24 protein-coding genes and 1 tRNA gene are annotated in these 26,477 nt (G+C 36.3%); 20 read left to right on the top strand and 5 right to left on the bottom strand.

From position 1 onward, the window contains the following. Nucleotides 1-99: 99 nt before the first annotated feature. The 12 genes from HO345_RS03390 (at nt 100) to HO345_RS03445 (ending at nt 12,341) form a co-directional block, all read left to right on the top strand. A complete protein-coding gene (locus HO345_RS03390) occupies nt 100-393 on the top strand; it encodes a hypothetical protein (protein ID WP_002668328.1) in 294 nt (97 codons plus the stop codon). A gap of 5 nt (nt 394-398) precedes the next feature. Further along, nucleotides 399-1,521 (top strand): peptide chain release factor 2 gene (prfB, locus tag HO345_RS03395; protein WP_253683857.1). Its coding sequence is split into 2 segments (ribosomal slippage): nt 399-464 and nt 466-1,521, totalling 1,122 coding nucleotides; the frame shifts between segments, so codons are not numbered across the junction. Continuing rightward, entirely contained in the window at nt 1,518-1,838 is a 321-nt protein-coding gene (locus tag HO345_RS03400) for a response regulator transcription factor (RefSeq protein ID WP_253683858.1), read from the top strand. Before prfB ends, HO345_RS03400 begins: the two co-directional genes overlap by 4 nt. After that, on the top strand, nt 1,835-3,403 hold the full coding sequence (locus HO345_RS03405) for a DUF8525 domain-containing protein (RefSeq protein ID WP_366796527.1): 1,569 nt from the start codon (nt 1,835-1,837) through the stop codon (nt 3,401-3,403). The genes HO345_RS03400 and HO345_RS03405 overlap by 4 nt, the downstream gene beginning before the upstream one ends. Then, entirely contained in the window at nt 3,393-4,271 is an 879-nt protein-coding gene (gene ftsY, locus HO345_RS03410) for a signal recognition particle-docking protein FtsY (protein ID WP_010695830.1), read from the top strand. The genes HO345_RS03405 and ftsY overlap by 11 nt, the downstream gene beginning before the upstream one ends. Next, entirely contained in the window at nt 4,272-4,994 is a 723-nt protein-coding gene (locus tag HO345_RS03415; RefSeq protein ID WP_253683862.1) for a hypothetical protein, read from the top strand. A gap of 1 nt (nt 4,995) precedes the next feature. Next, the gene (locus HO345_RS03420) at nt 4,996-6,276 is read left to right on the top strand and encodes an ABC transporter permease (RefSeq protein ID WP_253683864.1); all 1,281 of its coding nucleotides are present in this window, start codon (nt 4,996-4,998) and stop codon (nt 6,274-6,276) included. Further along, nucleotides 6,269-6,949, top strand: coding sequence for an ABC transporter ATP-binding protein (locus HO345_RS03425; protein WP_002668339.1), 681 nt, complete (start codon nt 6,269-6,271; stop codon nt 6,947-6,949). The genes HO345_RS03420 and HO345_RS03425 overlap by 8 nt, the downstream gene beginning before the upstream one ends. Then, nucleotides 6,946-8,283: an ABC transporter permease gene (locus HO345_RS03430; protein ID WP_253683866.1), complete on the top strand. Its 1,338-nt coding sequence runs from the start codon at nt 6,946-6,948 to the stop codon at nt 8,281-8,283. Before HO345_RS03425 ends, HO345_RS03430 begins: the two co-directional genes overlap by 4 nt. Beyond that, nucleotides 8,280-8,777 (top strand): UvrB/UvrC motif-containing protein, encoded by a 498-nt coding sequence (locus HO345_RS03435; protein ID WP_253683868.1) that lies wholly within the window; start codon nt 8,280-8,282, stop codon nt 8,775-8,777. Before HO345_RS03430 ends, HO345_RS03435 begins: the two co-directional genes overlap by 4 nt. After that, complete coding sequence (locus HO345_RS03440; protein ID WP_253683869.1) at nt 8,761-9,834, top strand: ATP--guanido phosphotransferase; 1,074 nt, start codon at nt 8,761-8,763, stop codon at nt 9,832-9,834. Before HO345_RS03435 ends, HO345_RS03440 begins: the two co-directional genes overlap by 17 nt. Before the next feature lie 8 nt (nt 9,835-9,842). Further along, the gene (locus HO345_RS03445) at nt 9,843-12,341 is read left to right on the top strand and encodes an ATP-dependent Clp protease ATP-binding subunit (protein WP_253683871.1); all 2,499 of its coding nucleotides are present in this window, start codon (nt 9,843-9,845) and stop codon (nt 12,339-12,341) included. A 14-nt stretch (nt 12,342-12,355) separates the two neighbouring features. On the opposite strand, the gene HO345_RS03450 is transcribed toward HO345_RS03445, so the two are convergent. Together HO345_RS03450 and HO345_RS03455 are read right to left on the bottom strand one after the other, a co-directional pair. Then, nucleotides 12,356-13,630, bottom strand: a complete 1,275-nt coding sequence (locus HO345_RS03450) for a glucose-1-phosphate adenylyltransferase (RefSeq protein WP_253683873.1) — start codon at nt 13,628-13,630, stop codon at nt 12,356-12,358. 50 nt (nt 13,631-13,680) lie between these two features. Continuing rightward, nucleotides 13,681-14,835 carry a glycosyltransferase family 4 protein gene (locus HO345_RS03455; RefSeq protein ID WP_253683875.1) on the bottom strand — a complete coding sequence of 385 codons (1,155 nt, stop codon included), beginning with the start codon at nt 14,833-14,835 and terminating at the stop codon, nt 13,681-13,683. Between the two features lie 122 nt (nt 14,836-14,957). Between HO345_RS03455 and HO345_RS03460 the strand changes: the two genes are divergently transcribed. Then, the gene (locus HO345_RS03460; protein WP_253683877.1) at nt 14,958-15,956 is read left to right on the top strand and encodes an omptin family outer membrane protease; all 999 of its coding nucleotides are present in this window, start codon (nt 14,958-14,960) and stop codon (nt 15,954-15,956) included. An 82-nt stretch (nt 15,957-16,038) separates the two neighbouring features. Here the strand turns inward: HO345_RS03460 and HO345_RS03465 are convergent, their stop codons facing one another. Then, a complete protein-coding gene (locus HO345_RS03465; RefSeq protein ID WP_253683879.1) occupies nt 16,039-16,824 on the bottom strand; it encodes a septal ring lytic transglycosylase RlpA family protein in 786 nt (261 codons plus the stop codon). A 100-nt stretch (nt 16,825-16,924) separates the two neighbouring features. After that, nucleotides 16,925-17,008 (bottom strand) — tRNA-Leu (locus tag HO345_RS03470). A 39-nt stretch (nt 17,009-17,047) separates the two neighbouring features. Between HO345_RS03470 and HO345_RS03475 the strand changes: the two genes are divergently transcribed. Continuing rightward, nucleotides 17,048-17,977, top strand: coding sequence for a TatD family hydrolase (locus tag HO345_RS03475; RefSeq protein WP_253683881.1), 930 nt, complete (start codon nt 17,048-17,050; stop codon nt 17,975-17,977). 69 nt (nt 17,978-18,046) lie between these two features. On the opposite strand, the gene HO345_RS03480 is transcribed toward HO345_RS03475, so the two are convergent. Then, nucleotides 18,047-22,153 carry a FlgD immunoglobulin-like domain containing protein gene (locus tag HO345_RS03480; protein ID WP_253683883.1) on the bottom strand — a complete coding sequence of 1,369 codons (4,107 nt, stop codon included), beginning with the start codon at nt 22,151-22,153 and terminating at the stop codon, nt 18,047-18,049. A 334-nt stretch (nt 22,154-22,487) separates the two neighbouring features. On the opposite strand from HO345_RS03480, the gene HO345_RS03485 reads away from it, so the two are divergent. From HO345_RS03485 to HO345_RS03510, 6 genes are all read left to right on the top strand, one after another. Next, nucleotides 22,488-22,742, top strand: coding sequence for a hypothetical protein (locus tag HO345_RS03485; RefSeq protein ID WP_253683884.1), 255 nt, complete (start codon nt 22,488-22,490; stop codon nt 22,740-22,742). Nucleotides 22,743-22,757: 15 nt separating this feature from the next. Beyond that, a complete protein-coding gene (locus tag HO345_RS03490) occupies nt 22,758-23,102 on the top strand; it encodes a hypothetical protein (RefSeq protein WP_253683886.1) in 345 nt (114 codons plus the stop codon). A gap of 1,016 nt (nt 23,103-24,118) precedes the next feature. After that, nucleotides 24,119-25,189, top strand: coding sequence for a hypothetical protein (locus tag HO345_RS03495; RefSeq protein ID WP_253683888.1), 1,071 nt, complete (start codon nt 24,119-24,121; stop codon nt 25,187-25,189). A 116-nt stretch (nt 25,190-25,305) separates the two neighbouring features. Continuing rightward, the gene (locus HO345_RS03500) at nt 25,306-25,548 is read left to right on the top strand and encodes a hypothetical protein (RefSeq protein ID WP_253683890.1); all 243 of its coding nucleotides are present in this window, start codon (nt 25,306-25,308) and stop codon (nt 25,546-25,548) included. A gap of 155 nt (nt 25,549-25,703) precedes the next feature. After that, nucleotides 25,704-26,213 (top strand): hypothetical protein, encoded by a 510-nt coding sequence (locus tag HO345_RS03505; RefSeq protein WP_253683891.1) that lies wholly within the window; start codon nt 25,704-25,706, stop codon nt 26,211-26,213. Nucleotides 26,214-26,225: 12 nt separating this feature from the next. After that, nucleotides 26,226-26,450 carry a DUF7336 domain-containing protein gene (locus HO345_RS03510; protein ID WP_253683893.1) on the top strand — a complete coding sequence of 75 codons (225 nt, stop codon included), beginning with the start codon at nt 26,226-26,228 and terminating at the stop codon, nt 26,448-26,450. The last annotated feature ends 27 nt before the right edge of the window (nt 26,451-26,477 follow it).

Genomic DNA, 26,477 nt, shown 5'->3' on the forward strand with positions numbered 1-26,477 from the left:
ATCGGCATTTTTCCCTTTTTGTATAAGTATATAATAAGTAAAGATTTTTACCGGCTTAGGGGTTTGACAAAGTTCTCCTTTTGTCGTATTCTGTTATACATGTTTGTTTCAGTTGTTATAGATCCGGGTGGAAGGGAATCGGCTTCTCATCTCGCAGAAGTTCTAACGGCCAACGGCTTTGAGCGGGTTCAGCATGCCTGTTGGGAATCGGTAACAATAAACGATGAAGGCCTTGTTACATTAAAGCAGGATATAGACCGAGTTACCGACTATTATGATATAGTCCGCCTTTATCAATATCCTATTCAGGATGTGTTTGCCGTAACTACGCTTTATAAAAAAAAGTGGCGGAGGGTGCTTGTACGCCCGCCTGCAAAAAAGTTGGAGAATTAAACCTTATGGAAGACTATAGATCAAATTTAGAAGCCTTAAAAAACGATATCTCTAATATTTGGGGGCGTCTTTGACCCTGAGGCGGTTAAAGCAAAAATAGCCGAAAAAGAAGCTATAACCTTAGCTCCCGATTTTTGGAATGACAGTAAAAAAGCCGAAAAAATTATGGGCGAGATAAAGGCCCTTAAAAACAGAATTTATCCTTGGCAGGAGCTAATGGATGAGGTTTCCGATTTGGAAGTTTTGATGGAGCTTTCGGAAGAATCCGGCAATGAAGAACTGTCTGAAGAAATCGGCTCAAATTATAACTCAGTTTACGAAAAATATAAAAAATTAAGTATCTTGAGCTTGCTTTCAGGCGAGGTGGATAAAAACGATGCCTATCTTACAGTCCATGCAGGGGCAGGGGGAACTGAAGCCTGCGATTGGGCCGGTATGCTGGTACGCATGTATTTGCGCTGGTGCGAGTCCAGAGGTTTTAAAACGGAGACCATCGATTTAATAGAAGCCGAGGGCGGAATAAAGTCTGCAACATTTCAGATTTCAGGGGAGTTTGCCTTCGGCCTTTTAAAAAGCGAAACGGGGATTCATAGGTTGGTGCGTATCAGTCCCTTTGATTCCAACGGCAGGAGGCATACATCTTTTACTTCGGTCTTTGCTTTTCCGGTTCTTGATGATACGATAGAAGTGGATATAAGGCCTGAAGACTTGCGTATCGACACATACAGAGCCGGAGGAGCCGGAGGTCAGCACGTAAACAAAACCGACTCGGCCGTGCGTATTACCCATATTCCAACCGGAATAGTTGTTGCCTGCCAAACTCAAAGGAGCCAAATCAGCAATAGGGCTACGGCTATGAATGTTCTAAAATCGCGACTTTATAATTATTATGAAGAACAAAAAGAAAAAGAGAACATGAAGTTTGCTGCCGAAAAAAAAGGTATTTCTTGGGGCAATCAAATCCGTTCCTATGTTTTTCAGCCTTACACAATGGTAAAAGATCACAGAACAAAGTATGAAACGGGAAACATTCAAGCTGTAATGGATGGAGAAATAGACGAATTTATAAACAGCTTTTTAAATACGAAGATTGAAGATATGAGTATTGATGAGGACGATGCTTTATGATATGTATTGTATGCAAATCCGAATTTTTGGCAGCCGATATAAGAGCAATATGTCTTTCGCATGTAAACGAAACAATTAAGATTTTGCCTCAAGTTTCTCTTTTGCATACACTAACAAATGAAGATGTCCGCCTCGTTTTTTTTGATTCAAGCCTTTTTACGGATACGGCTTCTTTTAGAAAAAAAAGCCCTCATACCCAATTTGTTGTTATTTCTTCAATCGGGGATGAAGGCCTTGCAGAAAAAGCTCTTATCTGCGGCGCCTCGGATTTTTTACTATGTCCATTTACCGAAAAAGGAGTTATAAATTGCTTATGAGATTCTCCTTTAAATTGAAAAAACTTATTTTTTTATCCGCATTTTTTTTTATAGTTTCCTTTTTATTTTCACAAAATAATGAAGATGAAAATTCCGATTGGACTATTGCCGTTTCCGAATTTAAAACGGAGGGACTTCCTTCCTCTTATCAAAGTTATAAAACGATAGTGCCTGAAATGTTTTTAATCTACATGGATACCGGAGCAAAAAGGATAGTCCCATTTGAAGAAAAAAAAATGAGAGCTATTATGGAAGCTTCAAATAAAAAGCTCAGGCTTATAAAAGAAAGGGCAAAACTTATTAAAGACAGAGATGAGCTTTTTTTGTCGGTGGAAGACAAAAAAATAAAAGATGAAAAAGAGAAAAAACTTACGGAAGAAATTTTAAAAAAAGAAAAAAGTATTTATGAAGCCGATATAGATATCAAAATTGAAGAAACCCGTTTTTTTACTTCAAGTCATCCTAAAAATATAAACTTATGGAAGTATGGAGAATCTTTATATAAGCTGTCTGAAAATGCCGACATAGGCGAAAGTTTAAAAAAAGAAAATATCTCGGCTCTTATTTACGGCTCGGTAAAAGATATTTCAGGCTACATGGTTATAACCGCTTATTTGGATATGGGGATTCCCGGAATGAAGGTTCACGAATTTTCAGGGGCCGGAAGATATGATGATGTTGAAAAAGTCGTAGAAATGATGGTGCGGCAAATATACATGATTATTCAAAATACAAAAGAAGTAAAAGTATTTTTTGATGTTAATCCTAAAAATGCAAAGGTTTATATTGACGGTGAGCTGATACGGGATTTTTCAAAACCTATAATGCTGCGTGAAGGATTTTATCAAATAGGAGCTTCTGCTCAAGATTATGTTGAAGAAACAAAAAAACTGGAATTAAAAAATAAGGCTGCCTATACCTTAAAAATTAATTTAAAAAAAGAAGAATCTATGGCAATCGGTTTTAATCTTAAAAGTGCTTCTCCCAATTTATTTTTTAAATCGCAATACTCTATTCGCATTCCCGGAATTATAACTATACCTAAGATGAAGTCGATTTTTGAATTTGAGGAAAATGGTGTGCATACTTTCGGTGTTCTTGAGCCGAAGAATAACACTTTTTCTCCTCAAAATGTTCAAAACATGATTATCAAATTAAATAAAAAAAATGTAAAAGATTCGATAGAAACTCAACGGAAAATTTTATATTGGTCTTTAGGGGCTTTGTATATAAGTCTGCCTATAACGATGATTTTAAATTCTAAAGTAGATGATCAAGTATACGCTTTTAAAAGCGGTAAACTTCCTTATACACAATCCGAAGCAGATCGTATAAATAAACTCGTACTGACCCAAAATATTCTTCAAGGACTTACGATTGCTTTGGGTATTAATTATTTTGTACAGTTGATAATCTATCTGGTAAAGGCAGATAGAGCCTTACCGCGGAAAATAAAACCTAATTATGCTGAACCTGTTTATCAAGATGTTAATATTGATAAAGATACTGTAGTTAACGATAAAGATACGGCAATTAAAGATGAGGAGAATAAAAATGAAAAATAAAAGTTTTGCTGCCGGATTAAAAAAACTATTCGGTTTATATAAGGGGCCGGATGAATCTTTTTTTGAAGATTTAACCGATACACTTATAGAAGGAGATATAGGTGCAAAGACAGCCCTCGAAATTGAAACTTCTTTAAGAGAGTTATGTAAAAAGGAAAAACTTGTTTCTGAAGATGATGTTTTAAACGGTCTTTATAATATTTTATTACCCTATGTCAAGGTAACTTCTTTAGTTCCTGAGAAAGATAAGGTTTCTATTTATCTTGTTTTAGGTGTAAACGGTGTAGGAAAAACAACTTCAATAGGAAAGATGGCTCATTATTATAAAGAAAAATACGGTACGCCCATCATTTTGGCCGCCGGAGATACTTTTAGAGCTGCTGCCATAGAGCAATTAAAATTCCATGGAGAAAAAAATGATGTGAGGGTTGTCGCGCATCAGCATGGGGGAGATCCGGGGGCAGTCATCTTTGATGCAGGAGATGCAATGGCTTCATCAGGCGGCGGCCTTGTCCTTGCAGATACGGCAGGACGGCTTCACAATAAAGAAAATTTGGTTAGGGAACTTCAAAAAATCGACAGGATTGCAAAGACAAAGGCTTCTGAAGGCTGCTATAAAAAGATATTGGTATTGGATGCAACTACCGGTCAAAACGGTCTAAGGCAGGCTGAAGTTTTCCATGAGGCCATAGGAGTTGATGCAGTCTTTTTAACAAAGTATGATTCTACGGCGAAGGGCGGTGTTGCCGTTACGGCAGGAAAAGAGCTTAACCTTCCTATGCTTTTTGTCGGAACCGGAGAAAAGTACGAAAACATATCGCCTTTTTCGGCTGAAAACTATGTAAAGGAATTTATCGGAAAAATATAAATGAGTTTAAAAAAAATATTATGTTTTGTTTTTATTTTATACTCTCTTTTTATTTTTGCAGACGGATCGGAAAATTCTGATGTTCAATCTCCTCCTGCGACAGAAACGGAAAATCAGAATTTGCCTGAAACCGAAAATGCCGATACTACAGTGCCTTCCGGTACAGAAACCGAAAATAAAAATTTATCCGAAAACAAAAAAGATCCGGAAGAATCAGATAAGGGATTTTATTCCATTCAAAGCTCCGGACTTACAGCTTGTTTTGGAGACCGATGGTTTTTTGAAGAACTGGATGATAAGGGCAGGCCTCTTATTTCCGTTCTATATGAAAAAGATAAACTTATAGAAAAAAAAGCATATACCTACAAAGACGGTTATCTTGAATCTTGTGATATTTTTTTATCGGATAAACTTATCAAAATAAAATATAATAAAAAAAGAATGGAAACCGAAAAAATCATTTACGATGCGGAAGGCAAAAACGAGCTTGAAAAAAATATTTATACTTATAACGAAAACAATTTATTGATAGAGTCCTTTTTAAAAAAAGAAGGAACCGAATATATTTCAAAATATGAATACGGGCCTGAAAATAAAACAAAATCTAAAACCGACTTTGTGAACGGAAATAAAATTTCTTACACGGAATATATGACGGATAAAAAGATAGTTCATTTATTCGAATATGGAAAAGAAGTCGGTGTAATAGAGGAAGAAATATAAAATGAAAAAGAATAATTATGGATGGATTTTTTTTGTTTTAAATAGATTTAATTCAGCAGATACAAAGGGACGCTCTTCCATCTCTACTCTTTTTTCTGTTTTGGGGATTGCCTTCGGTGTAATGGTCTTGACTGTTGTTTTATCCATAATGAACGGTCTTCAGATGGGATATATAGATACAATCCTGCAAGTTAGTTCGGGACATATAAGGTTATATGGCGAAAAAGAAGATCTAAAAGAAGCCGAAAATTTAAACCTCCATAAGGCTTTTTTTATTTTTCAAGAATCTCAAACTCTTATGCAGGGAAATTACGGCAAGCAGCACGGCGTTTTAATCCGTTCTGTAGAAGAAGATATAATGCAAAAAGACAAAGGACTTGCCTCTGCCTTAAAAATAACTTCCGGTTCTTTTAATATCTTGGAAAAAGATTCTGTGATTTTGGGTTACGAGTTGGCCCGCCAGCTCGGCGTAAAGGTTGGCGATAATGTAAATATTATAGCCGTGTCAGGTTCATCCGAAACAAGCCTTTTTCCTGAAAATCAAGACTTAATTGTTACGGGTATTTTTAAAACGGGATATTATGAGGTCGACTCGTCCTTTGCCTTTATGTCTTTAGAAAACGGAGAAAACTTATTCGGAAAAGAGTCGAAGCTATATGCCTCCGTCAAACTACAAAACCAAAACAATGATGCTGCCTATATATCTTCCCTAAATGCTTCATCCATTAATTTAAAAGCGGAATCATGGCGTACTTATAATCATGCTTTTTTCGGAGCGCTCAGAATAGAAAAAAATATGATGATGCTTTTGGTCATCTTAATTTTTTTGGTTGTGTCGGTTAATATTTATAACGGAATGCGGCGTTCAATTTATGAGAGGAGGGAAGAAATTTCCGTTCTTGCTTCCCTTGGCGCTTACTCCAAACATATACAGGCCCTTTTTATTGCAAACGGTTTTACAATAGGTTTGATAGGTGCAAGTGCCGGTCTTTTATTAGGGCTGTTGCTCTCGGTTCAAATAAATTCTATTTTTAATTTAATAGAAAATATAGTAAATTCGGTTTTGAATTTTGTATCCATATTGCTTCAAAATTCTTCCGATGCGGATTTTTTCGTATTTAGTCCGGTTTATTTTTATATGGAGACCGTTCCGGTTAGAATATTTTTTAATGAGATTTTATTGATTTTTTTGTTCGGCGTTTTTTCCTCATCCGCTGCGGCTATGATAGCTGCGAGACGGATATTGAAATTAAAGCCGGCGGAGGTATTACGCTATGAGTAAGGATATAGTTTTAATTTCCGGTTTAACCAAAACATTTTCTTCAGCAAGTGAAAAACTTGTAATATTCGATAAACTGAATTTTTCTATCGAAGAGGGGAAAAAGATTTCGATTACCGGAGAGTCCGGTTCGGGTAAAAGTACCTTTTTAAATATACTGGGCGGTCTTGAATCGGCTGACAGCGGCGAGATTATTGCTGGTTCTTATAAGGTTCATTCGCTTGATGAAAAATCTCTCACCGAATATCGAAGTTCCTTTTTGGGTTTGGTTTTTCAATTTCATTATTTATTAAAAGATTTTACCGCTCTTGAAAACGTAATGCTTCCCGCCCTTATTGCAGGAAGATCAAAAAAAGAAATAAAAGAAAAAGCTCTCTCCCTTTTGGAGGATGTAAAATTAGCCGAACGTAAAAATCATTTTCCGTCTCAGCTATCGGGAGGCGAAAGACAGAGGGTTGCTGTTGCCCGCTCTTTGATAAACAGTCCCTCTCTTATTCTTGCTGATGAGCCTACGGGAAACCTAGACCCTGCCAATGCCGAGACTGTTCAAAACCTTTTATTTTCTGTAGTCGATAAACACAAAAAGACCTTGGTTCTTGTTACCCATGATCAAAATATCGCCTCAATGACGGATATTTCTTATAAACTTTATAAGGGCAATTTGGAAGAAGTATGAAAAATTTAGTCTTTATAAAAATGTCATTTAGATTTTTAGGTATAGGTTCGGGAAAGACGGTTTCCAATGCCCGTAAAAGTTTATTCGGTGCCGTTTTAGGGATAGGCATAAGTATAGTTCCCCTTATTGTAGTTTTGGTTGTCTCTGACGGTATGATTCAAGGAATAACTTCCCGCACAATCGAGCTTGGAACGGGACATCTGCAAGCTATAAATATGAGGTCGATATCAAGCTATAAAAATGCCGAAACAGAAAAAAATATCCGCTCGTTAATTCTTGAGTTTGATGAGGGAAACTTTGTTGAAAACGCTTGGATTGAGAGGCAGGGAAACGGTTTGGTTATCGGTAAAAACGGAAGAAGCGGCGGTGCAATCCGTGCAGTCGAACCTGAATTCTTTACTCAAAATATCAGGGCTCTTAATCTTATAAAAGTCATATCCGGTTCTCTCGAATTTGAAAATAATAAGTCTGCAATTTTGGGAACAGCTATAGCTGAGAAGCTCGGCTTAAAAGTAGGGGATACATGCAGAATTATAACCTTAAATAAAAACGAAAAAGGTAAAACAATTCCCCGCGTAAGTGCATTTAAAATTTCTGGTCTTATATCTTCAGGCTATCAAGAACTGGATGCTCTATGGGTTTTTATTCCATTGGAAGAGGGGCTGAAGATTATGCCGTTGACTTCTTCTTTGACCTCAATAGTGGTTTCGACCAAGAATCCGTTTGATGAAGATAAGATGCAGGCGCTTCAATTAAAATTAAGCTCGATACTACCCGAAACTTTTTCCATCTATTCTTGGGCCGACTTAAACCGCCCTGCCTTTACCTCCTTTAAGACTACAAAAAATATACTGATGTTTATAATGTTTTTAATAGTTTTAGTCGCTTCTGCCAATATTTCATCGGCAATTGTTATGCTTGTAATGGAGCGAAGAAGGGAGATTGCCATACTAAAGGCTGCCGGAGCCCATCCATCGTCTATAAGCCTTGCTTTTTTGCTTGCCGGTCTTTTAACAAGCTTAGGCGGAATTATTTTAGGAATGCCATTAGGAATTTTAGCCGCCATACATATAAACGAAATCTTTGCCTATGCAGAAAAAATTTTAAACCATATTCAAAACGTTTTTTATACCTTCTTTTATGGAGCAGGAAAGCCTCTTGAAATTCACCTTTTAGACCCTGCCTATTATTTGGAGCATATTCCTGTAAAATTAAACCTTTTTGACCTTTACATAATAGCCGTTTCTATGTTAATATTATCAGTAGTAGTGTGTTTGATTCCTGCAGTACGGGCAGGAAGAGAAAAGCCAATAGAAATTATGAGGAAATTATGATTTGCGATATGTGTAAGTTAAATGAGGCTAAAATTTCTGTGGAACAAGTTGCAGACGGTGTGACTAAAAATATTTATCTGTGTCCGGCTTGCTCACAAAGGCTCGGATTTGGTATGTTTTCTAAAACTATCGATATTTCCATAACAAAAATCCTTGAAGCTAATGATAATGATGACGGCAGAAAATCGGAGCAATGCCCTATATGCGGATTAAGTTTTAGAGAAATCGAATCTAAAAAAATGATGGGATGCCCGGAGTGTTTTTCATTTTTTAAAGCCGAAATTATGGAAATATTGGGAAAAAAGAAAAAAAATCTAAAGTATTCCGGCTTTATCACGGATGAGCAGTCTTCCGAAACCTTTTTTGAAACTCATAGTTCTGAAGAATTACATGAAGAGCTAAAAAAAGCTGTCGAAACTGAAGATTATGAGAGGGCTGCCGCTTTAAGGGATGAGATCAAAGCTTTGGAGAAAAACCATGATATCAAAATTTGACGGTTGGTATACGGAAAACGGTCCCGATACCGATGTAGTCCTATACAGCCGTTGTGATATAGCCCGCAATATATCCGGTTTTTTGTTCCCAAATAAAATTAATATTTCCGACTCTGTTGATGTTGTTTCCCTTGTTTTTTCTTTTTTTTGCACTTTGGGAGATTCCGCTTATTTTAAAAAGTTAAAACTTAGAACAATAGATCCGCTTTCCGTTAAGCTGCTTGAAGAAAAAGGAATTATTATTCCCGATATGCCTGAAAAGATAGAAAAGGCTGTTTTGGTGCACGAAAACGGCTCTCTTTATATAGGCTTGAACCTTGAAGATCATATAAACATAAGTTCTTTTGCTGCCGGAATGGATCCGGAAGAAGTCTGTGCAAGGTCTTCCTTTATGGAAGTCAAAATGAGAGAAAAAATTAAATTTGCCGAAGATAGAGACCTAGGTTTTTTAACTTCCAATCTTATGGGGATAGGAACGGGACTGAAGTTTTCGGTTTTATGCTCTTTTCCGGGAATCCTTTATTCCAACTGCCTGGGTTCAGTCTTGGAATTAACAAAGCAAAGCAATCTCAATGTTGCAGGTTACTACTCGCCTAATTCTAAGAATTCCATAGGAGCTCTTTTTTTGATTTCAAATGCCGTATCTGCAGGCGATAATGAAGAGATTCAGACTGCGGATTTTATTTCCTGTGTAAATTCCATAATCGAAATTGAAAGAGAGAAGAAAAAAACTTTTCTAGATGAAAATAGATTGAAGGTTGAAGATATGCTTAGAAGAGCTATAGCTGTAGCTCAAAGTGCAAAACTTATGGATTTTAAGGAAGCTGCCGACATAGTTTTTAAAATAAAGTTCGGCTTAAATATGGGCTTAATTACCGGTATTACCAATGAAGAATGCAACTCGATGATTTTTAAGTCCCAAATGGGGCATCTTGCTTTTTTATTGTTAAATAGTCATGCGGGAATATCTGATCGAGATTTAAACGATTTTTCTATAGAAGAATATAGGGCTCGTACCATTCAAGAACTTTGTTCAAAAGTCCGAATTATAATGTGAGGTGTTATATGTGTCAAGGTCTTTCACAAGATGCTCATAAGCTGCTTACTCTCTTTGGTCAGCAGGAAGCAAGGCGGGTTAATGCGGATCTGTTTCAACCCGAGCATATTTTATCTGCTTTGATCCGTAATAAGGTAGGTAAGGGTTATATAATTCTTCAAAAATTAAATATTGATATTCTCAATTTACAGTTATTTATAGAACAAAACACTCCTATCCGTACAGGGGATAGAATCATAGGTGAAATTCCTCCTTCTCGAAGAATTAAGTCTTTGGTCGATATTGCAACAATAGAAGCAAGGTCTATGAGGCAAAGTATGGTAGGTACCGAGCATCTTCTTGTAGCCCTTGTCAGAGAAGAAAATTCCATAATATCCGATTTTTTTATGCGTTATAATATCGTAACTGAAGACATTAGGATGATAATATTAAAAATAACCGATCAGATGGATTCTGTCCGAACAGCTAAAACAGCTGATATGTCTAAGTCAAAACAATCGGCTCTTTCCGAATTTGGGCGTAACCTGACCGATATTGTAAGTTCCGGCAGTCTTGACCCAATTATAGGCCGCGAAAAAGAGATTAGAAGACTTATCCAAATCCTTTCCAGAAGAACAAAAAATAATCCGATCCTTGTAGGAGAGCCCGGAATAGGAAAGACCTCCATCGTTGAAGGCTTGGCCTTTGCCATAATAAACGAAAATGTACCTCACGATTTATTGAATAAAAGTATCGTTTCTTTGGATCTCGGTTCCGTAATTGCAGGAACAAAGTATAGAGGTCAGTTTGAAGAAAGGCTGAAGCAAATTATAAATGAAATAAAAGAAAATAAAAATATAATTTTGTTTATAGATGAAATTCACACCCTCATAGGCACAGGCGGCTCTCAGGGAGCTATGGATGCAGCCAATATTTTAAAACCGGCCCTAGCCAGAGGTGAAATACAATGTATTGGGGCTACAACAGTTGATGAATACAGAAGATATTTTAAAAACGATTTGGCCCTTGAGCGGCGCTTCCAGCTGATTCAAGTTAAAGAACCCAATCCTGAAGAAACCTTTGATATACTATGCGGTATAAAGCATAAATATGAAGAACACCACAACGTCATCTACGAACCTCAGACTGTAACCAAGATAATTGAATATTCAAAACGGTATATTACGGATAGATTTTTTCCGGACAAGGCTATTGATGTATTGGATGAAGCAGGGGCAATGAAAAAAACTATCCTTGACAAAAAACCCGGCGAACTTTTTGAAATTGAAGATAAGATAAAGGTTTTGATGCTTGAAAAAGCCGAGATGGTTGAGATGCAAAATTATGAAAAAGCAGCCTTAATTAGAGATGAAGTCCTTGAGCTAAAAAACGACATATATCAAATTAAAAATAAGTGGATGACTTCATATCATCATCCGATATCCTATGTTGACGAAAACGATATAGCAGAAGTTGTTGCAATGATGACGGATATCCCCGTAAATAAATTGAACCAAGGTGAGGCCGAAAGGATACTGCACATCGAAGAAGAATTAAAAAAATCGGTGATAGGGCAAGATGAACCCATATCGATTTTGTCCAATTCAATTAGAAGGTCCCGTGCAGGGATTTCATCTCCCGACAGACCCATAGGTTCATTTTTGTTTTTGGGGCCTACCGGTGTCGGAAAAACTCTTCTTGCAAAAACTCTCGCCGAATTTTTATTCGGCACAAAGGAAGCCTTAATCAGGGTCGATATGAGCGACTATATGGAAAAACATAATGCCGCCAAACTTATCGGAGCGCCTCCAGGATATATAGGCTTTGATTCAGGCGGTTTTTTAACCGAAAAAATAAGACGCAATCCGTATTCCGTTTTGCTTTTGGATGAGGTAGAAAAAGCTCATCCCGATGTCTTTAATATTCTGTTACAAATTTTAGAAGAGGGTGAGCTTAGAGACAGCAGCGGGCATATTGTGAATTTTAAAAATACGGTTATTATTATGACCAGTAATGCAGGCTCTAAGTCTATCATAAAAGAAAATCAGCTGGGCTTTAATCCTTCGGGAGACGGCGTAATGGCTTATTCCGAAATAAGAGCAAGCGCTCTTAACGAAATAAAAAAATTCTTATCTCCCGAATTTATAAACCGAATTGATGAGATGCTTGTTTTTAGGCCATTGGATAAGGATGACATCAAACGGATATTAAAACTTGAGCTTAAAAAATTTGAAGATAGAATTGCAAAGCTGGATTTATATATTGAGCTTTCAAAAGAGGCTGAAGATTTTTTTGTAGATAAAGGATATGATCCGGCTTACGGCGCACGCCCTATGAGAAGACTTCTTCAAAATAAAATCGAAGATGTCTTGTCCGTTAAAATAATAAGCGGAGAGTTCTCAAAGGGTAAGATTGCCCTTGTAGATTTTTCGGCTTCAGAGAATGATATAATAATCAGCATTAAAGAAAGCCCTAATTATGAAGATGCTTACAGCGCACCGGTTAAATGTGAGGTCGAATCCAACTGATGCGCCGATACTTTTTATATTGAAGTATTATCAGGTATTACGGAATTTTTTACTATAATGTATATTCCGTCGACAACATGATAGAAACCGTAGTCGCCGTCGGGAGGTGTCTGATCCATACCTATGGATACGTTATTTCCCATACGCACATTTTTGTCTATTATTGCAGAACGTATGCGGCAATGATTTCCTATACCTAGGCTGGGGCTTCCTTCTTTTAATCGGGCTTCTTTTTCCTCATGTGTTTCGTAATAGTCTGCACCCATGCAGATAGAGTCTTCTACAAAGCTGCCTGTTTCTATGATAGATCTGACACCTATTACGGAGTGATTTATTGTGGAATTCGTTATGACACAGCCTTCGCTGCAGATAGATCTGCTCAAGTGTGCATAGTTTACTTTTGATGGAGGTAGGTTTCTGTTATGGGTGTATATTGGCTTTTCGGCATCATAAAAGTCGAATTTAGGCCTTATTTCCGTCAGGTCAAGGGTTGCATCATAAAAAGACTTGATGGTTCCTATGTCGGACCAATATCCGTTATGAGGGAAGGCTGAAACCTTATATTTTCCGTTTATTGCTGCAGGAATTACTTCTTTTCCGAAGTCGGTATGATCACTGTCTAAACATTCTTCCATAATCTTCGCACTGAAAATATAAATACCCATGGAAGCCAGATATTGTTTATTTGGATCATTCGGTTTGATAAGGGAGTTTTCAGGAATTTTCCAATCATCTATGTTTTTGTCGGGGCCGGGTTTTTCCATAAACTCGGTAATTACAGAATCCGAATTAACCTTCATAATACCGAAACCTGATGCATCCTCTCGTGTGACGGGAGTACAGGCTACGGTAATATCGGATCCCGATTCTTTGTGAAATTCTAAAAATTTTTTTAAATCCATGCGGTAGAGCTGATCTCCTGCAAGGATTAAATAGTGGGATGGATTTTGATGTCTAAAATGATGAAGGTTTTTTCTTATAGAGTCAGCCGTTCCTTCATACCATCCTGTATTATCGAAAGTTTGCTCAGCTGCAAGAATTTCTACAAATCCGTTTGAAAACGTATCAAAAGTGTAGGCTTTTGCAATATGAATATGCAAAGATGCCGAGTTAAATTGTGTTACAATATAAATATTCCTAAAACCTGAATTTATACAATTAGAAAGAGGGATATCGATAATTCGATGTTTACCTCCAAAGGGTACAGCCGGTTTAGACCGATGCATGGTAAGCGGATAAAGACGAGTTCCTTTTCCGCCTCCAAGTATTATGGAAAGAACTTTTGCCATAGGCATCCTCCTCCTATAATTATATAATGCTTTTTGAAATTTTACCAGACTTAATTTATTAATTCTTTATAAATTTTTTCTATTTTTTTTGCAAAATTAGCAGATGAAAAGTCCTCGGCTATCTTAAATGCTTCTTTTGCATAGCTTTGAATTTCTTCTTTGTTGTTTAATGCGAATTTAATGTTATCAAAAAGTTCATCGTTTTCCTTAAATAATAAGCCTGTTTTTTTGTGCAAGACGATTCCCTTGATATTTGTGTCATCATATACCAAAACAGGAACGCCTGCGGCCATTGCTTCAAGGATAGTCAGGCCCTGTGTTTCAGTTTTTGATGGGCTTATAAATAAATCGGCAGTTTTGTAATATATAGGAACCTTGTCGTTTGGAATTCTATTTGTAAATATTACATTCTCCTGTAAATCTAAGTGTCTTACTCTTTTTTCAAGCTCTAACCTATCAGGCCCGTCACCTACAATTATTAGTTGGATATTTTTATTTTCGTTTATTATTTTAGGCATTATATTAATTAAAGTTTCAATATTTTTTTCCTTTGATATTCTTCCTAAAAATATAAGTTTAAATGAATCTTTTTTTATGTTAAAAGATTTTAGTAAGCTATCCGTTTCGGTATCGGGAATATCTTTTTTAAACTTCTCAATATTTATTCCTGTAGGGACTACATAAATTTTATTTTTTACTCCATAACTTATGAGCAGACCTCTTGTTTTTTCTGTGGGTGCTATAACTCCTGAAAGACGGGCAATATAGCGTTTTGAGAGTTTTCTTACTACTTTTTTTAAAGGGCTTTTGCCGAAATTGGAAATATAGTGTGTATATTCTTCATAGACAGTATGATATGTGTGTAAACATGGAATATTTAGATCTTTTGCAATGAAAGTACCGAAATTGCCCATGGAAAATTCCGTTTGAGTATGTACTATATCGAAGTTTAAAGCTTTTACTTTATTGTATGCCTTTGTATGTTTTAAAAATAATCCTACTCTGAATTCTGACCATTTAAAGAAAGGGATTGAAGGAATACGGATAATATGTTTTTCATCCTCATCTTTAAAATCCGGAAATGTGGTTGTGATTATATAAACTTCATGGTTAAGCTTTTCCAGCTCTTTTTGTAAGTTCATCGTAGAGGTTACAACTCCGTTTATTTGAGGATAATAACAATCGGTAAAAATTGCAATTTTCATTTTATATGACTCCAATCAAAATTTATCATAGGTAATTTTATTTTATCACAAATATTTTTCTTTGCCAACAGCTTTAGCAATACTTGACATAAACTCTAAGAGCAACTAAACTAATCTAAAGTATGAGCGGTTTTGACAGGCGGATCATTATCTTTATTTTTCTTTTTATAAGTGCTCACTTTATATCATCCGAAGAAGGAAAAACTTCATTTAGTTTTTCTGCTTCTCCGTCTCTTATAGCCGGATCGGGATTCGAGTATGTCTTTAGCAGTGACTCACATATTAGAAGCAAACTTGATTGGCCTCTGCTGCCTGCAGGGGGCTTTACTGCCGGTACCGAATTTAAGCTTAAAAACGGACTGTACTTTTCTTTTGTTTCTTCATTTATAATACCTGCTTATTCGGGTAGAATGTTTGACTACGATTATTTGAATCCCTATGATTCTTCAATGCTGACTCATTTTTCGGAGCATAAGGCTTATGTTAAAAAAGGCTTGGATTTAAATTTAAATATCGGCTTTATGAAGCTTCTTGTTGCATATAAAACCCCTTCAGATAAGAAAATAAAAATATACTGTTCGCCATCCATAGGCATAAGGTATATTTTAAATGCATGGGATGCCGTGGACGGTTACACAAAGTATCCTCCCGATACAAATCCTCCAAGTCCGGTTTTACCGGATACTCCTACCATTTCCGTTGCAGGACTTGGGATAAGGTATAAACAAAGCTTTATTTTGCCAAGTGTAGGAGTTCTATTTAGATTTGAGCTTCCAAGGGCGTGGAAGATTGATTTATCTACTCAACTTTGCCCGAGTGTTATTGGTTTTGCAGAAGATTTCCATTATAAAAGAGAGGATGGCGGCTTAAAATTTGTAGATGTTTTTAAAAAGAAAAATCTGTCTTTTTATTTATATCTTTCAGCAGAAAAAAGACTTTCAAAGCATTTTTCTTTTTTTTCTTCCATTGACTACACCTCGATTACGGCCTACCATGGAAAACTTTTTGCTTATTATTTAAAATCAGGAATATTAAAAAGCAGCTCATCTACCGGTTCGGTTGGCGCTGCCTTATATTCTACCCGTATCAATTTAGGCTTTACCTTTCATATAATAAAATAGATTTTTCAGATAATTTTAAATAAAAAACCCAAGCTCCCTTCTATGGAAGCTTGGGAAAAATTATTTTAGGAGGTTCTATGTTTTACCAACTTTCTTGGCGTAAGACATAATCGTTAAAAGAGTTTAACTCAAGCACTCTTTTTACTTTTTCAAGTTCATGAGGCCTAATACCGTACAGAACAACTCTTGTCGTGTTTTCGGTTTTTTCGTAGGCAGGTTCAAAGCCTATCTTTCTTAGTTTTATAACAAGCCTTAGGGCATTTTCTTCCCGCTTAAATGAGCCCAGCTGAATTCTCCATAAAACGCCTTCTGTTTCCGAGGCTTTAGCCGGCACATAAACAAGATTTTGATTTTTTGCGCTGTCGGTTGAAGCTTGAAAATTCTGCTCTTTTGTTTTTACCAAGTCCTTTGCTCTACTGCTTGTTTCTTCCGTTTTTATGGGAGCCTTTTCCTGATTGAAAGACTTTTCTGAAGTTTCGGTACTCGTAAAGGAACTCATATTGTTAGGATCTATCCTTCTTAGCCTTACCCTTACAACACCGCCGGACAGCATATCCAAGGCGATTGCAGCAGCCTTCGAAACATCTATTTCGCGGTTACCTACAAAGGGGCCTCTATCGTTGATTCTTACAATGACCTTTCTTCCGTTTTCTAAATTGGTAACTTCAACAAGAGTTCCGAACGGAAGAGTTTTATGAGCCGCAGTGTAAGCATTCATATCGAATATTTCTCCGTTTGCGGTCGGCCTTCCGTTAAAGGCTTCCCCGTAGTACGAAGCATAAGTTTCCTCGCTTATAATTTCTCCCTGTGCAGCTAAAAAGTGCATAAAGGATAAGGACAAAATTAACATAAGGATTGCTTTTTTCATTTAATTCCTCCCGAATTAAAATCTTATATATTCAATATCGGAATAAAAAAAAAGAAGATTAGAAAAAAAAGCCTTAAACCGGTTAAGTTTAAGGCTTTTGTGCTGAAGACGGGAATTGAACCCGTACGGCATTACTGCCAAGGGATTTTAAGTCCCTAGTGTCTACCTATTCCACCACTTCAGCAGATGTGATATACTATCATAAATTTTAAAGGTGGTCAAGATGTTTTCCGACTCTCATGCACATTTTTTTATGATTTTTAAACGAAATGAAGGCGATGCTTCATTTTTACATACAATGATGGAACGCAAATTCAGGTTTGCCATGGATATAGGTACTCAACCGGGAGATTTAAAAGAAAGACAAAAATTTGTTTCGGATGTTTTTGACGGAAAAATACAAGGGCAAGAGACCGTTCATTTGCCTGAGCGTTTCCCCGATTTTATGCATTTTGCGGCGGGACTTTGGCCCCATGCCGAAAGCATTGCCGAGCCTGAAAAGGCTCTTGCAGCCCTAAAAGCCGATATCGGTACTCTTTTTTTACAAAAAGCCGAAGCGGAAAAGACTAATCCGAAAAAGCCCTTTTATTGCGGCCTTGGAGAATGCGGGCTTGACCGTTACTGGAACGGCCCTGCTGCCGAAAAAAGGGGAGCGGATTTAAATTCTGAAGAAAGAGGAACAACCGATATAGAAGGGGAGGAGTTTCTTTTTAAAGAGCAATTAAAAATCGCAAAAGAAAAAAATCTTTCGGTGATAGTTCATTCTCGGGATGCTTATGAAGATACCCTAAAATGTATTGATGAGGTAGGCCATCACAAGGGGATAATTCACTGCTATTCTTACGGGCTTAAAGAGGCTTATTCCTTTTTGGAGAGGGGCTGGTATATTTCCTTTCCCGGGAATATAACCTACGCGAAAAAGCAGGCCGATAGGGATAGGATTGCAGAGCTTGTAAGGGCGATTCCTGCCGATAAGCTCCTGCTTGAAACTGATGCCCCGTATTTAGCCCCTGTTCCTTTTAGAGGAAAGATAAATACTCCTCTTTTAATAGAATACACCTATGCCGCAGTTTCCGAGATTTTAGGTAAATCCATGGAAGCATTGGCGGAACAAATTTATCAAAACTGCTGTTCTTGTTTTTTGGTAAGGTAGTGTAGTTTTTTTAAAAAATTTTTGCACTAAAAAAGGCTGTCCGCCCTGATGGGGAACAGCCTTATTGTTTTACTGCTTAATCAAAATAAATTCTACTCGGCGGTTTTTCCACCAGTTGTCCCTGTCATTAAGAGAGGCAACGGGCTTGGAGCTTCCCATTCCGACCGAAGAAAGACGGGAACTTCTAACGCCTTCTTTTATAAGGAATTGGCGGACAGCCTCTGCTCTTTGTTTTGATAGTGGGAGGAGGGCTGTCGTTTCTTCTTTTTCGGAACCTGTCGTAGTATTGGCATGTCCTTCAACCTGAACCTGATATTCCGGAAATTTATTGAGGATAACGGCAATACGCTTTAAGATATTATTGTTCTTATCGACAATAGCCTTATCGAGCCCATTAAAGTCGGCTGCATTTGCCCTAAATATAATCGAAGGTACGGCTATTTTAAGTTTATCCCCGTCCCTAATAACAAGGATATCTACCGGAATGTAGCCCCTGTAAACCGAGGTAAGGCCTACCTTGTCGGTTACCGTAAAGGTAAAAGGATAATCCGTTGCCGACTGTACCGTTTCTCCTGAAAGAGAGCGTCCGTCCCAGATGAGTTCATTAGTTATCTTTTCTTTTCCGCCGGTTTTCCAGAAAAGCTTTCCGCCGTTTTCTTCCGGTTCGGTAATTTCAAACTTCCAGTTTTCGATGCCGGCCTTTGAATCGGCTTTTAGGCTTATGTAGAGGTCATCATCGGTGCCGTCATTATCGGGGCTGAAATATTTAGGCCTTGTGCTGACTCCGATCTTAGGCGCCTGAGTTGAAAGGATAAAGTCTTCCGTAAAGGCCGTTACGATATCTCCTTTTTTGTACTCTATGTACATGGTTGCCATATACCTGCCGTCGGGAGCCTTAGAGTTTCCGCTATTGCCGTCCCACATAAGTTTTTTAGGCAGAGTTCCGTCCTTTTTGGAAGTCCATTCGGCAAAAACCTTGCCGCTTTCTACATCCGAAATCTGAATATTCCAGTTATCTATTTCGGCATCAATGTTTGTAAGTACCGAAATATTTTGAACATCCTTTATCCCGTTACCTGTAGGAGAAAATACCTTGTGTTCGGCGGTTATATAGCCCTTGGCTTGACGGCGGTCTACGATGATGCCTTCAAGTTTTTGAACGGTTTTGTTTCCTGCCTCATCTTCAGCCTCGACAATGTAGGTATACTTTTCATCTGCTGACTTATTGCCCGTATCGTCATCTGCTGCCCAGATAAAATTATCGGCCTTATCTTTCCATTTTAAGGTTTTTACCGTTTTGTTTTTGGAATCGACAAAGCGTCCTACCCATTCTTTTTCGGAAGAAGATATTTGATCTATAGGAAGGTTGGGCTTGTTGTTTCCTTCAACAGGAGAAAAGGCCAGATAGGGAGCGGAAATTTGAATTTCAGGATAAACGGTATCTATCGTTATCGATGAAATAATTGATTTTGCCTTATTTTTGTTTGCAAGCTCTACTTCAAATTCCGCAGAGTATATTCCGTCAGGAACGCCGTCAGAGGCTGTTCCATTTTTTTCCGAAGAGGAAATTTTATCAAGTTCTCCGTTCCAAGTTATTTTCTTTGGAGGAGTGTTGCCCTTGTAGGTCTTAACAAGCTTGCCCTTCGAGTCCTTAATGTTAAGAGTAAATGAGCTGACAGCCGTTTTTGATTTTACGACAGGATAGAATTCCATGCTGTCCTTTACCCCGTCATTATTGGGAGAAAAGGCCGTATAATTTGATTGGAGAATGATATTCGCTTTTTCGGTGTTGAGCTCTACAAGCACGGTATTCGATAGGGCTTCGTTTTGAGCCTCATCAATTCCCCTTAATACATAGATGTACTTACCGTCTTCGGCAAAGCTGCCGTCGGACTTTCTTCCGTTCCATTCAAATTGAGGAGGCAGCTTGTCCCCAAGGCTGCTTGTAAAAATAGGCGTACCGCTGATTGCATTTCCGCTTGAGGCCCTATAGATTTCCGCCGTCCATAAGCCGGGTTTTTCTTCCTTGTGGGTAAAGATAATGCTGTCCAGTTCTCCGTCGCCGTCGGGAGAAAATAGTTTTTGGTTTGTACTTGCTTCAGCCTTGGGCGGTGTAATGTCCAAGGTAAAAGAGGGTGTTTGAGTTGAAGGCTTATGTCCGTTTATATACCTTGCGGAAATAAAGGCCTTGTATGAACCCTCAGGTAAGAGCTTTCCAGTTTCGTCCTTTCCGTCAAAACTTTTGGTTTCTATTTTTGAGGGGCTTCCCGTATATGTTTTTACGGTTGCACCTGTTTGATTTTTTACTTCAATCTTCCATTTTTCAAGCCCCTTGGTAATAGGAATTGAAGGAATAAAGCTTATCTTATTGTTTGAGCTGCTTACCGGCGAAAAGGCGTTTTTATCTATATTTATGTTGATCGAGGGCTTGTAGGTATCTACAATGATGTTTGAAAGGCTTGATACTGTTTTATTTTTTGCCCTGTCGATAGACTCGATTTTATAGCTGTAAACTCCGTCAGGTACAAAAATACCCGAATCGTCTTTTCCGTCCCAGCTTAAAGGAGAAAGTTCATTATTTTTAACCTCTATTTTTTTTACGACCTTGCCTTGGGCATCGCTTATGCTTGCCGTCCAAAGGTCTTCATTTGAACCCGTATTGTCGAAAACAAAGATGTCTTTGTTTCCGTCCCCGTCAGGACTGAAGATGAGGGCTTCTTGGTTTTGAGGTTTATTAAATGTAAGAGCGGGAGGTGTTTTATCCACATAGGCTGTGTAAACTTGAGATTCCGATTTATTTTTATTGTCGTCTTCGGCTCTTATTACAAAGCTGTATTTTCCGTCGGGGGCTATTTCTCCCGAATCGGTGCGTCCGTCCCAACGAAGGGTATCGGGCACTTCAACGCCTTCTTTGGATTTTCCTAATAGCTTAAAAAACGAAGCTGCGTCTTTCATTTCGCGTAAAGGAGTTTTGTTCGAAATTGTGCGGACGGTGTTTCCTTTTTCATCCTTTATTTCGCAGCTCCAAGCCGTTATATATCTTTTGTCGGTAATTTTTAGGGGGATTTCCATTGCATCGTTTTCTCCGTCATTATTGGGAGAAAAGTACAGTGTGCCGTTTTCGGGCATTTCGGCTTGGATTTTAGGCCCTTCGTTGTCCTTTACCCCGAAGTGAATATTTACACCTCCGCCTAAGGCCCAAATTCCGTTATGGAATGGTTTTGCTGCAAACTCGGGACGGATTTCGTTTTCTTCCCAGCCGTTTTTCTTTAAAAATGAATCATTTGATCCTTTAGATTTAATTTTTATATTTACTCCTATGTTTAAGGATGGGATAAATGTTTGTTTTTTATAAATTGCTTCGACCGTGTTGATGACAAAGCCTGTTTTAAAGGATATCATATCGGCCATGAGCATGTGAAGTCCCGTATTAAAAATAAGATTTTGGAAAAAGGGAGCCGAGAGGTCTGCGTGCATTCCGAGTTGGAAGCCGTCAATATCTACCAAGGTTGAAGCAAAGCCTACCCTCGGAGTGAGTATTGCAGGGCTGCCGCTTGAAGCTCCGCCCTTTATGCCTGTTGACTTTGGGTTATAGGTTTTGCCGAGTCCCGTTATCGAAACGCCCAGCTTAGAGTTTTTTAAAAATCCGAGGTCTCCGAACATATAAAGAGCCCCGATATCGAGCCCGAGTCCCCAGTCCTTTCCAAAGTCGGCATAGGCTCCGGCTCCTACTAAAAGTTTATCGGTTAAATCTTTTGAATATGAAAAGCGCAAGCCTCCCATCGTTCCAAGTTTTAAGGAATCAAATTCCGAATTTAAAAAGTGAAGGCTTCCTGCAAGGTTTCCCCATCTAAAGGGGTAGAGGACTCCTGCATTGGCTGCATGGCCGACACCTTTTTCTTTGCTGAGGCCTGCAAGTAAAAAATAGGAAACATCGAGAATAGGCCTTTGTTCTGCCCCGCCCAAAGCAGGGTTTACGGCAAGACTGCCCGGCACAGTGTCCCCGAAAGGTCCGCCTGTAACAGAGGTCTGTCCTCCGGCAACTGAGGGGGATTGCAGCGCGGGCTTTTCTTCCCCTCCGGGCATGGGATCATAGGCAAAAACTGCCGATCCTATCATAAAAAAGCATAAAACAAAAAAAACTTTCGCTTTTAAACCGAATTTAAACAAAATCATATTGAGCTCCTTTAAAAGCTGGCATAACTGCCTAGTAAAACACTTTTATAGGTAAAGTGTTACTTAAATTAGCTTTTGGGCATCTCTAAAAACTTTGTTAGATTTTTAGAGATGCCCGACGAGTTTTTTGTAAGTCCTTATATATCAATGACTTACAAAAAACATCGCAAGTTAAATCTAAGGTAAACCTCTAAAAACTGAGGTTTTTAGAGGTTCCCTTTTGGATAACTTTATATATATCGGCAAAAACTTGTTTTTCTTATGGATATATGAGTCAAAAACTGTTATAATAATTAAGGGAATATGTTGTACCGCATATATAAGGGAGAAAATTATGGATGGTTGGAAAGGTTTTATTGTTATGCTTAGTGGTTTTTTAGTTGCTGTAATTTTAATATATTTTACGAGATTCTTCTATTTTTTAGGGATTCCATTTTTATTTGAAGCATTTTATGTTTTATACTTTTTGGTATCCGGTAAAGACGCATATTTTAAAGGAGAAAAACAGACAAAAAAAGATTTAATAGTTTTTATAATCATGGATATAATAGGTTTTATATTTATATTAATACTTGTACGATTTAATTGAAATAAGGAGTGCTGTATGAGAAAAAATATTCTGTTTTCATTATTTTATCTTTTAATATCATTGTTAGGTTTTACAAATGATACTAATTCTTATAACATATATATTGAAAACAGAGAGACAGGAAAATCTGTTGAAGTATTTGGAAATGAAAAATATATTATAAAAAAATATATTGATAAACTTGATATGGAAAAAGCAAAATTATTGAAAGCTCCTATAGATTATATAATAATCCTTGAAATTGATAATGAGATGGTGAGATATAAATTTAGTGGTAGGTATATTGCAAGAGCGGAAAACGATTTGTATATAGAATGTAGCGATGAAATCATGAATATAATCAAAAAAATAGGAATTTAAAGTTATAATATCGACTTTACTAGCCTGTTATAAAATCTGTGTAAATGGTTTAAATATGATATAGTAGGAGAATTATAATGACAAACAAAAGACAGAAAATACTATGAAAACAAAACCTTGCATTTATTCACAACCTAACTATCTCTTATTTCGGACAGCGATTGAAGCAGAATGCGCGGTACCAATGCTTGTTTATTTTTATATTTTGTGCAATAATAAAAGCTATAAGAAAGCTTCGAGATTATTAAGGGTAAGGTACAGCTAGTGCAGTTTCAAGCTTTATAATCCGGTGAAGTATATGGATCCGGATGGTAGGTATATTCATATACTTATACAGGGATAATTGGTGAAGGTGTTAATTTTATAGGTTCTGTAAGGTTCAAAATTATTAACCACGGAGAAAAATAGTAGCTCGGAACAACTAAAAGAAGTCATTGATAGTATTAAAAATCTGGATACAATCTTGGATAATATCGAACAAGAAATGTTAAAAGAAATTAAGGAGATAATGTAAATGACTCGCTCAAAAAAATATATTTATATGCTGTTTATTTATTTATCAGTTACTTATATTTATTTAATTATTTATGCAATAATAAATAAATATAAAATGGATGATATGTTATTTATGTTACGCATATATTCATGGATGCTTTTGATATATTTTGGAATGCTTATTTTCGGTAAAAAGACTTTGTTTAATTATATAAAAAATACTTTTGGGCTCCAAATTTTTATGCTTGTTTTAGGGTTTATATATTTACTTGTATATTTATTTATTATTTTTAATACGACCGGCTTTAATAGATCTATGTGGAGTTTTGTCGGTTTAGGAATAGTTTCAGCTGCCTTTTGTACATTTTTTTATTTACGAATAATAGAGGAGTGATGAGTTATTTATAAATACTATTAATAAAATGAAGACGTTTTTTAGAAAAAAAGTAAAAGGCTGTACTATCTCATTAATTTTTGATAGAATAGCTATATCTTATGATTAGTCGGAGTGAGGATTGATTATGAAAAAACTATATATTTTATTAATGATTTTTGCTTTGCTTTTTTCATGCAAAAAAAGCGATGAAGAAAAACTTTCAGGTAAAGTTTCTAAAAAAACTGAAGTAATTACAACTAATACTGAAAAAGAAATTTCAAAACAGACTGCCGGTTTTGATAAAGACAAATTTTATGAAAGAAGCTTTTTGCTTGATTGGAATTCTTTTATACCTAAGGGGCGTAACAGTAATTTTCTCCCTTCATCATACAGTTATACTAAACAGGGAGTAAACTATAAAACCTTGATTATATGGAAGGCATATACCGAATACGGAATGGATAAATTGCTTCAAAGTTATGCTGAAGGAGGAGAGATCGGCGGTCAGTCTTATACAAAAGATGATACAGGAAAAAAGCTGCTTGTTGCAGGCTATAAATATAATGAAAACGGATGCCTTGTATCAAGTATAGAACCTATCCTTTACGGTGAAGGCGGGCAAATGGAAACTCTATATGAGTATGACTCATATCATAGATGTACTGCTTTATATAGCAGGTATATTCCTGAAATTGATTTAATTCCTTACAGCGCTGAGTATGATCAAAAGGCTGAAAACTGCATTATAACGCAGGAAGGTTCAAAGGAGTATACTCCCATAAATAAAACAAACGATGTATTAGAATGTAAATCTTATTATGTTCACTCTGACGGAAAAAAAGATTTAATTTCTACAATAAAAGAAGGAAAAACTGAAGATTATTTTTTTTATAATAATCAGAAAGTTATTTTAATAAATAATCGGCTTGAAGAAATAAAAGATGAGAATGGCGTATGGAAGTTTTTGTATAATCAGGATGGACAAATACTTGAGGCCGTGCAAACTACAAATAATAAAGTCAAGGAGAAATTTTTTGATGTAAAATATAAAAATGGTGAATTAATTGAAAGTAAATATAATGATAGAAAGTATGTACTAAAAACCGTTTATAAAAAGTACGATAGTTTCGGAAACTGGATTGAGGCTGATATTTATTATAATCACGATGGGAATTGTTCATTTACTATTTTCCGCGATATTGAGTATTATGAATGACAGTTGATTAACTTATATTTTATTTCTGAGGAGGCTTTAAGATTATCATAGAATTACGGTGTTTGTTGAAATAGACAAAAAAGATTGTACAATTACAGTTTTATAGGAAGATCATAATGAAAAGTAAAATTTTATTAATATTTTTTTTGATGCTGCTAACTTCATGTTCGGGATTATTGGACTGGTCATATGTATTGGTTAATGGGTATGAGGTGTGGCATATTAATGGCGATGATATACATATAGGTTTTACAGAAGACGGTTTAACCTTGAAAACATATTTAGACGATAAATTGATAGGTGTTCCGCCTTATGTTACAGCTGTATGGCATGATGACAGATATATTATTGTTATATAAATCGTAATTATGATAACACTGCAATTAAGTATTTACTTTTTGATTTGAAAAAAACTAAGTTTCTTGATAATGGAGATCTTGTAATTGCTTATTATAACTTGTCTATGGAAAAAGTATATGAATTAATAAATAAGAATGATTTTATGAGGTTTTGAATGAAATTTAATACGGAAATTGAATATTGTTTAATAGAATTTAAGATGTCTAATCAAACATATTATTGTTTATGGTTTTCCGATAATCGTGATGCATTTTTGATTGATGAAAATGAAAAAGTAATTATGTTTTATTGTGAAGATGAAATGAGAGCTTTTTGTAAAATTCATAATTTAGATATTCAGATGGATGCTGCTGTATTGTATGATATTGATGCATTTATAGAAAAAACATGTCTGAATGACATAGATTGCAATCTTATTTTGCGTTTTTGGAATATTGCATCTGACATGGCCTATACATTGAAAGAATCGTTTATAGGTGATGATGATGGTGTGAATTGTGTAATATTAGACGTATATAATAAATTGTTTTACGGAACAAATCCGCCGGCTCTGAAAAAAGACTCTCCGGAAATATATATTCCTAAATGGACAAAAGAAGAAAGACTTATTCTAAGTAATGTAATGGATGATGCGATTAGAATATTTTATAAATATTTAAAATGATATTGGAGGTGTATGATGACACATGTATTTTTATTGTCCTATGAGATACCGATCAATGAAGAAGATAGCGAGGTAAAAATAATAGGTGTATATTCAGCATTGGAAAATGCAGAAAAAGCATTATTGGAATATCAAAAATGTGATAAGTTTAAAGATTATTCGGAAAGATTTTATATTGGCAAGTGGAAATTGAATATGGGCTTTTGGTCAGATGGATATGTAACTGTAACTTTATAGGCTATTATTAAAAACTTAAATTTAAGT

This window comes from Treponema denticola, assembly GCF_024181645.1.
In the GTDB taxonomy this organism is placed as follows: domain Bacteria; phylum Spirochaetota; class Spirochaetia; order Treponematales; family Treponemataceae; genus Treponema_B; species Treponema_B denticola_A.

Excerpts from the sequence above, each read along its gene's own strand:
- HO345_RS03485 (WP_253683884.1), top strand. The coding sequence starts at position 22,488 with ATGGATGGTTGGAAAGGTTTTATTGTTATGCTTAGTGGTTTTTTAGTT.
- HO345_RS03405 (WP_366796527.1), top strand. The coding sequence starts at position 1,835 with ATGAGATTCTCCTTTAAATTGAAAAAACTTATTTTTTTATCCGCATTT.
- HO345_RS03415 (WP_253683862.1), top strand. The coding sequence starts at position 4,272 with ATGAGTTTAAAAAAAATATTATGTTTTGTTTTTATTTTATACTCTCTT.
- HO345_RS03430 (WP_253683866.1), top strand. The coding sequence starts at position 6,946 with ATGAAAAATTTAGTCTTTATAAAAATGTCATTTAGATTTTTAGGTATA.
- HO345_RS03475 (WP_253683881.1), top strand. The coding sequence starts at position 17,048 with ATGTTTTCCGACTCTCATGCACATTTTTTTATGATTTTTAAACGAAAT.
- HO345_RS03465 (WP_253683879.1), bottom strand. The coding sequence starts at position 16,824 with ATGAAAAAAGCAATCCTTATGTTAATTTTGTCCTTATCCTTTATGCAC.
- HO345_RS03460 (WP_253683877.1), top strand. The coding sequence starts at position 14,958 with ATGAGCGGTTTTGACAGGCGGATCATTATCTTTATTTTTCTTTTTATA.
- HO345_RS03495 (WP_253683888.1), top strand. The coding sequence starts at position 24,119 with ATGAAAAAACTATATATTTTATTAATGATTTTTGCTTTGCTTTTTTCA.
- HO345_RS03510 (WP_253683893.1), top strand. The coding sequence starts at position 26,226 with ATGATGACACATGTATTTTTATTGTCCTATGAGATACCGATCAATGAA.
- HO345_RS03420 (WP_253683864.1), top strand. The coding sequence starts at position 4,996 with ATGAAAAAGAATAATTATGGATGGATTTTTTTTGTTTTAAATAGATTT.
- HO345_RS03480 (WP_253683883.1), bottom strand. The coding sequence starts at position 22,153 with ATGATTTTGTTTAAATTCGGTTTAAAAGCGAAAGTTTTTTTTGTTTTA.
- HO345_RS03450 (WP_253683873.1), bottom strand. The coding sequence starts at position 13,630 with ATGGCAAAAGTTCTTTCCATAATACTTGGAGGCGGAAAAGGAACTCGT.
- HO345_RS03490 (WP_253683886.1), top strand. The coding sequence starts at position 22,758 with ATGAGAAAAAATATTCTGTTTTCATTATTTTATCTTTTAATATCATTG.
- HO345_RS03445 (WP_253683871.1), top strand. The coding sequence starts at position 9,843 with ATGTGTCAAGGTCTTTCACAAGATGCTCATAAGCTGCTTACTCTCTTT.
- HO345_RS03425 (WP_002668339.1), top strand. The coding sequence starts at position 6,269 with ATGAGTAAGGATATAGTTTTAATTTCCGGTTTAACCAAAACATTTTCT.
- HO345_RS03505 (WP_253683891.1), top strand. The coding sequence starts at position 25,704 with ATGAAATTTAATACGGAAATTGAATATTGTTTAATAGAATTTAAGATG.
- HO345_RS03435 (WP_253683868.1), top strand. The coding sequence starts at position 8,280 with ATGATTTGCGATATGTGTAAGTTAAATGAGGCTAAAATTTCTGTGGAA.
- HO345_RS03455 (WP_253683875.1), bottom strand. The coding sequence starts at position 14,835 with ATGAAAATTGCAATTTTTACCGATTGTTATTATCCTCAAATAAACGGA.
- HO345_RS03400 (WP_253683858.1), top strand. The coding sequence starts at position 1,518 with ATGATATGTATTGTATGCAAATCCGAATTTTTGGCAGCCGATATAAGA.
- HO345_RS03390 (WP_002668328.1), top strand. The coding sequence starts at position 100 with ATGTTTGTTTCAGTTGTTATAGATCCGGGTGGAAGGGAATCGGCTTCT.
- HO345_RS03440 (WP_253683869.1), top strand. The coding sequence starts at position 8,761 with ATGATATCAAAATTTGACGGTTGGTATACGGAAAACGGTCCCGATACC.
- ftsY (WP_010695830.1), top strand. The coding sequence starts at position 3,393 with ATGAAAAATAAAAGTTTTGCTGCCGGATTAAAAAAACTATTCGGTTTA.
- HO345_RS03500 (WP_253683890.1), top strand. The coding sequence starts at position 25,306 with ATGAAAAGTAAAATTTTATTAATATTTTTTTTGATGCTGCTAACTTCA.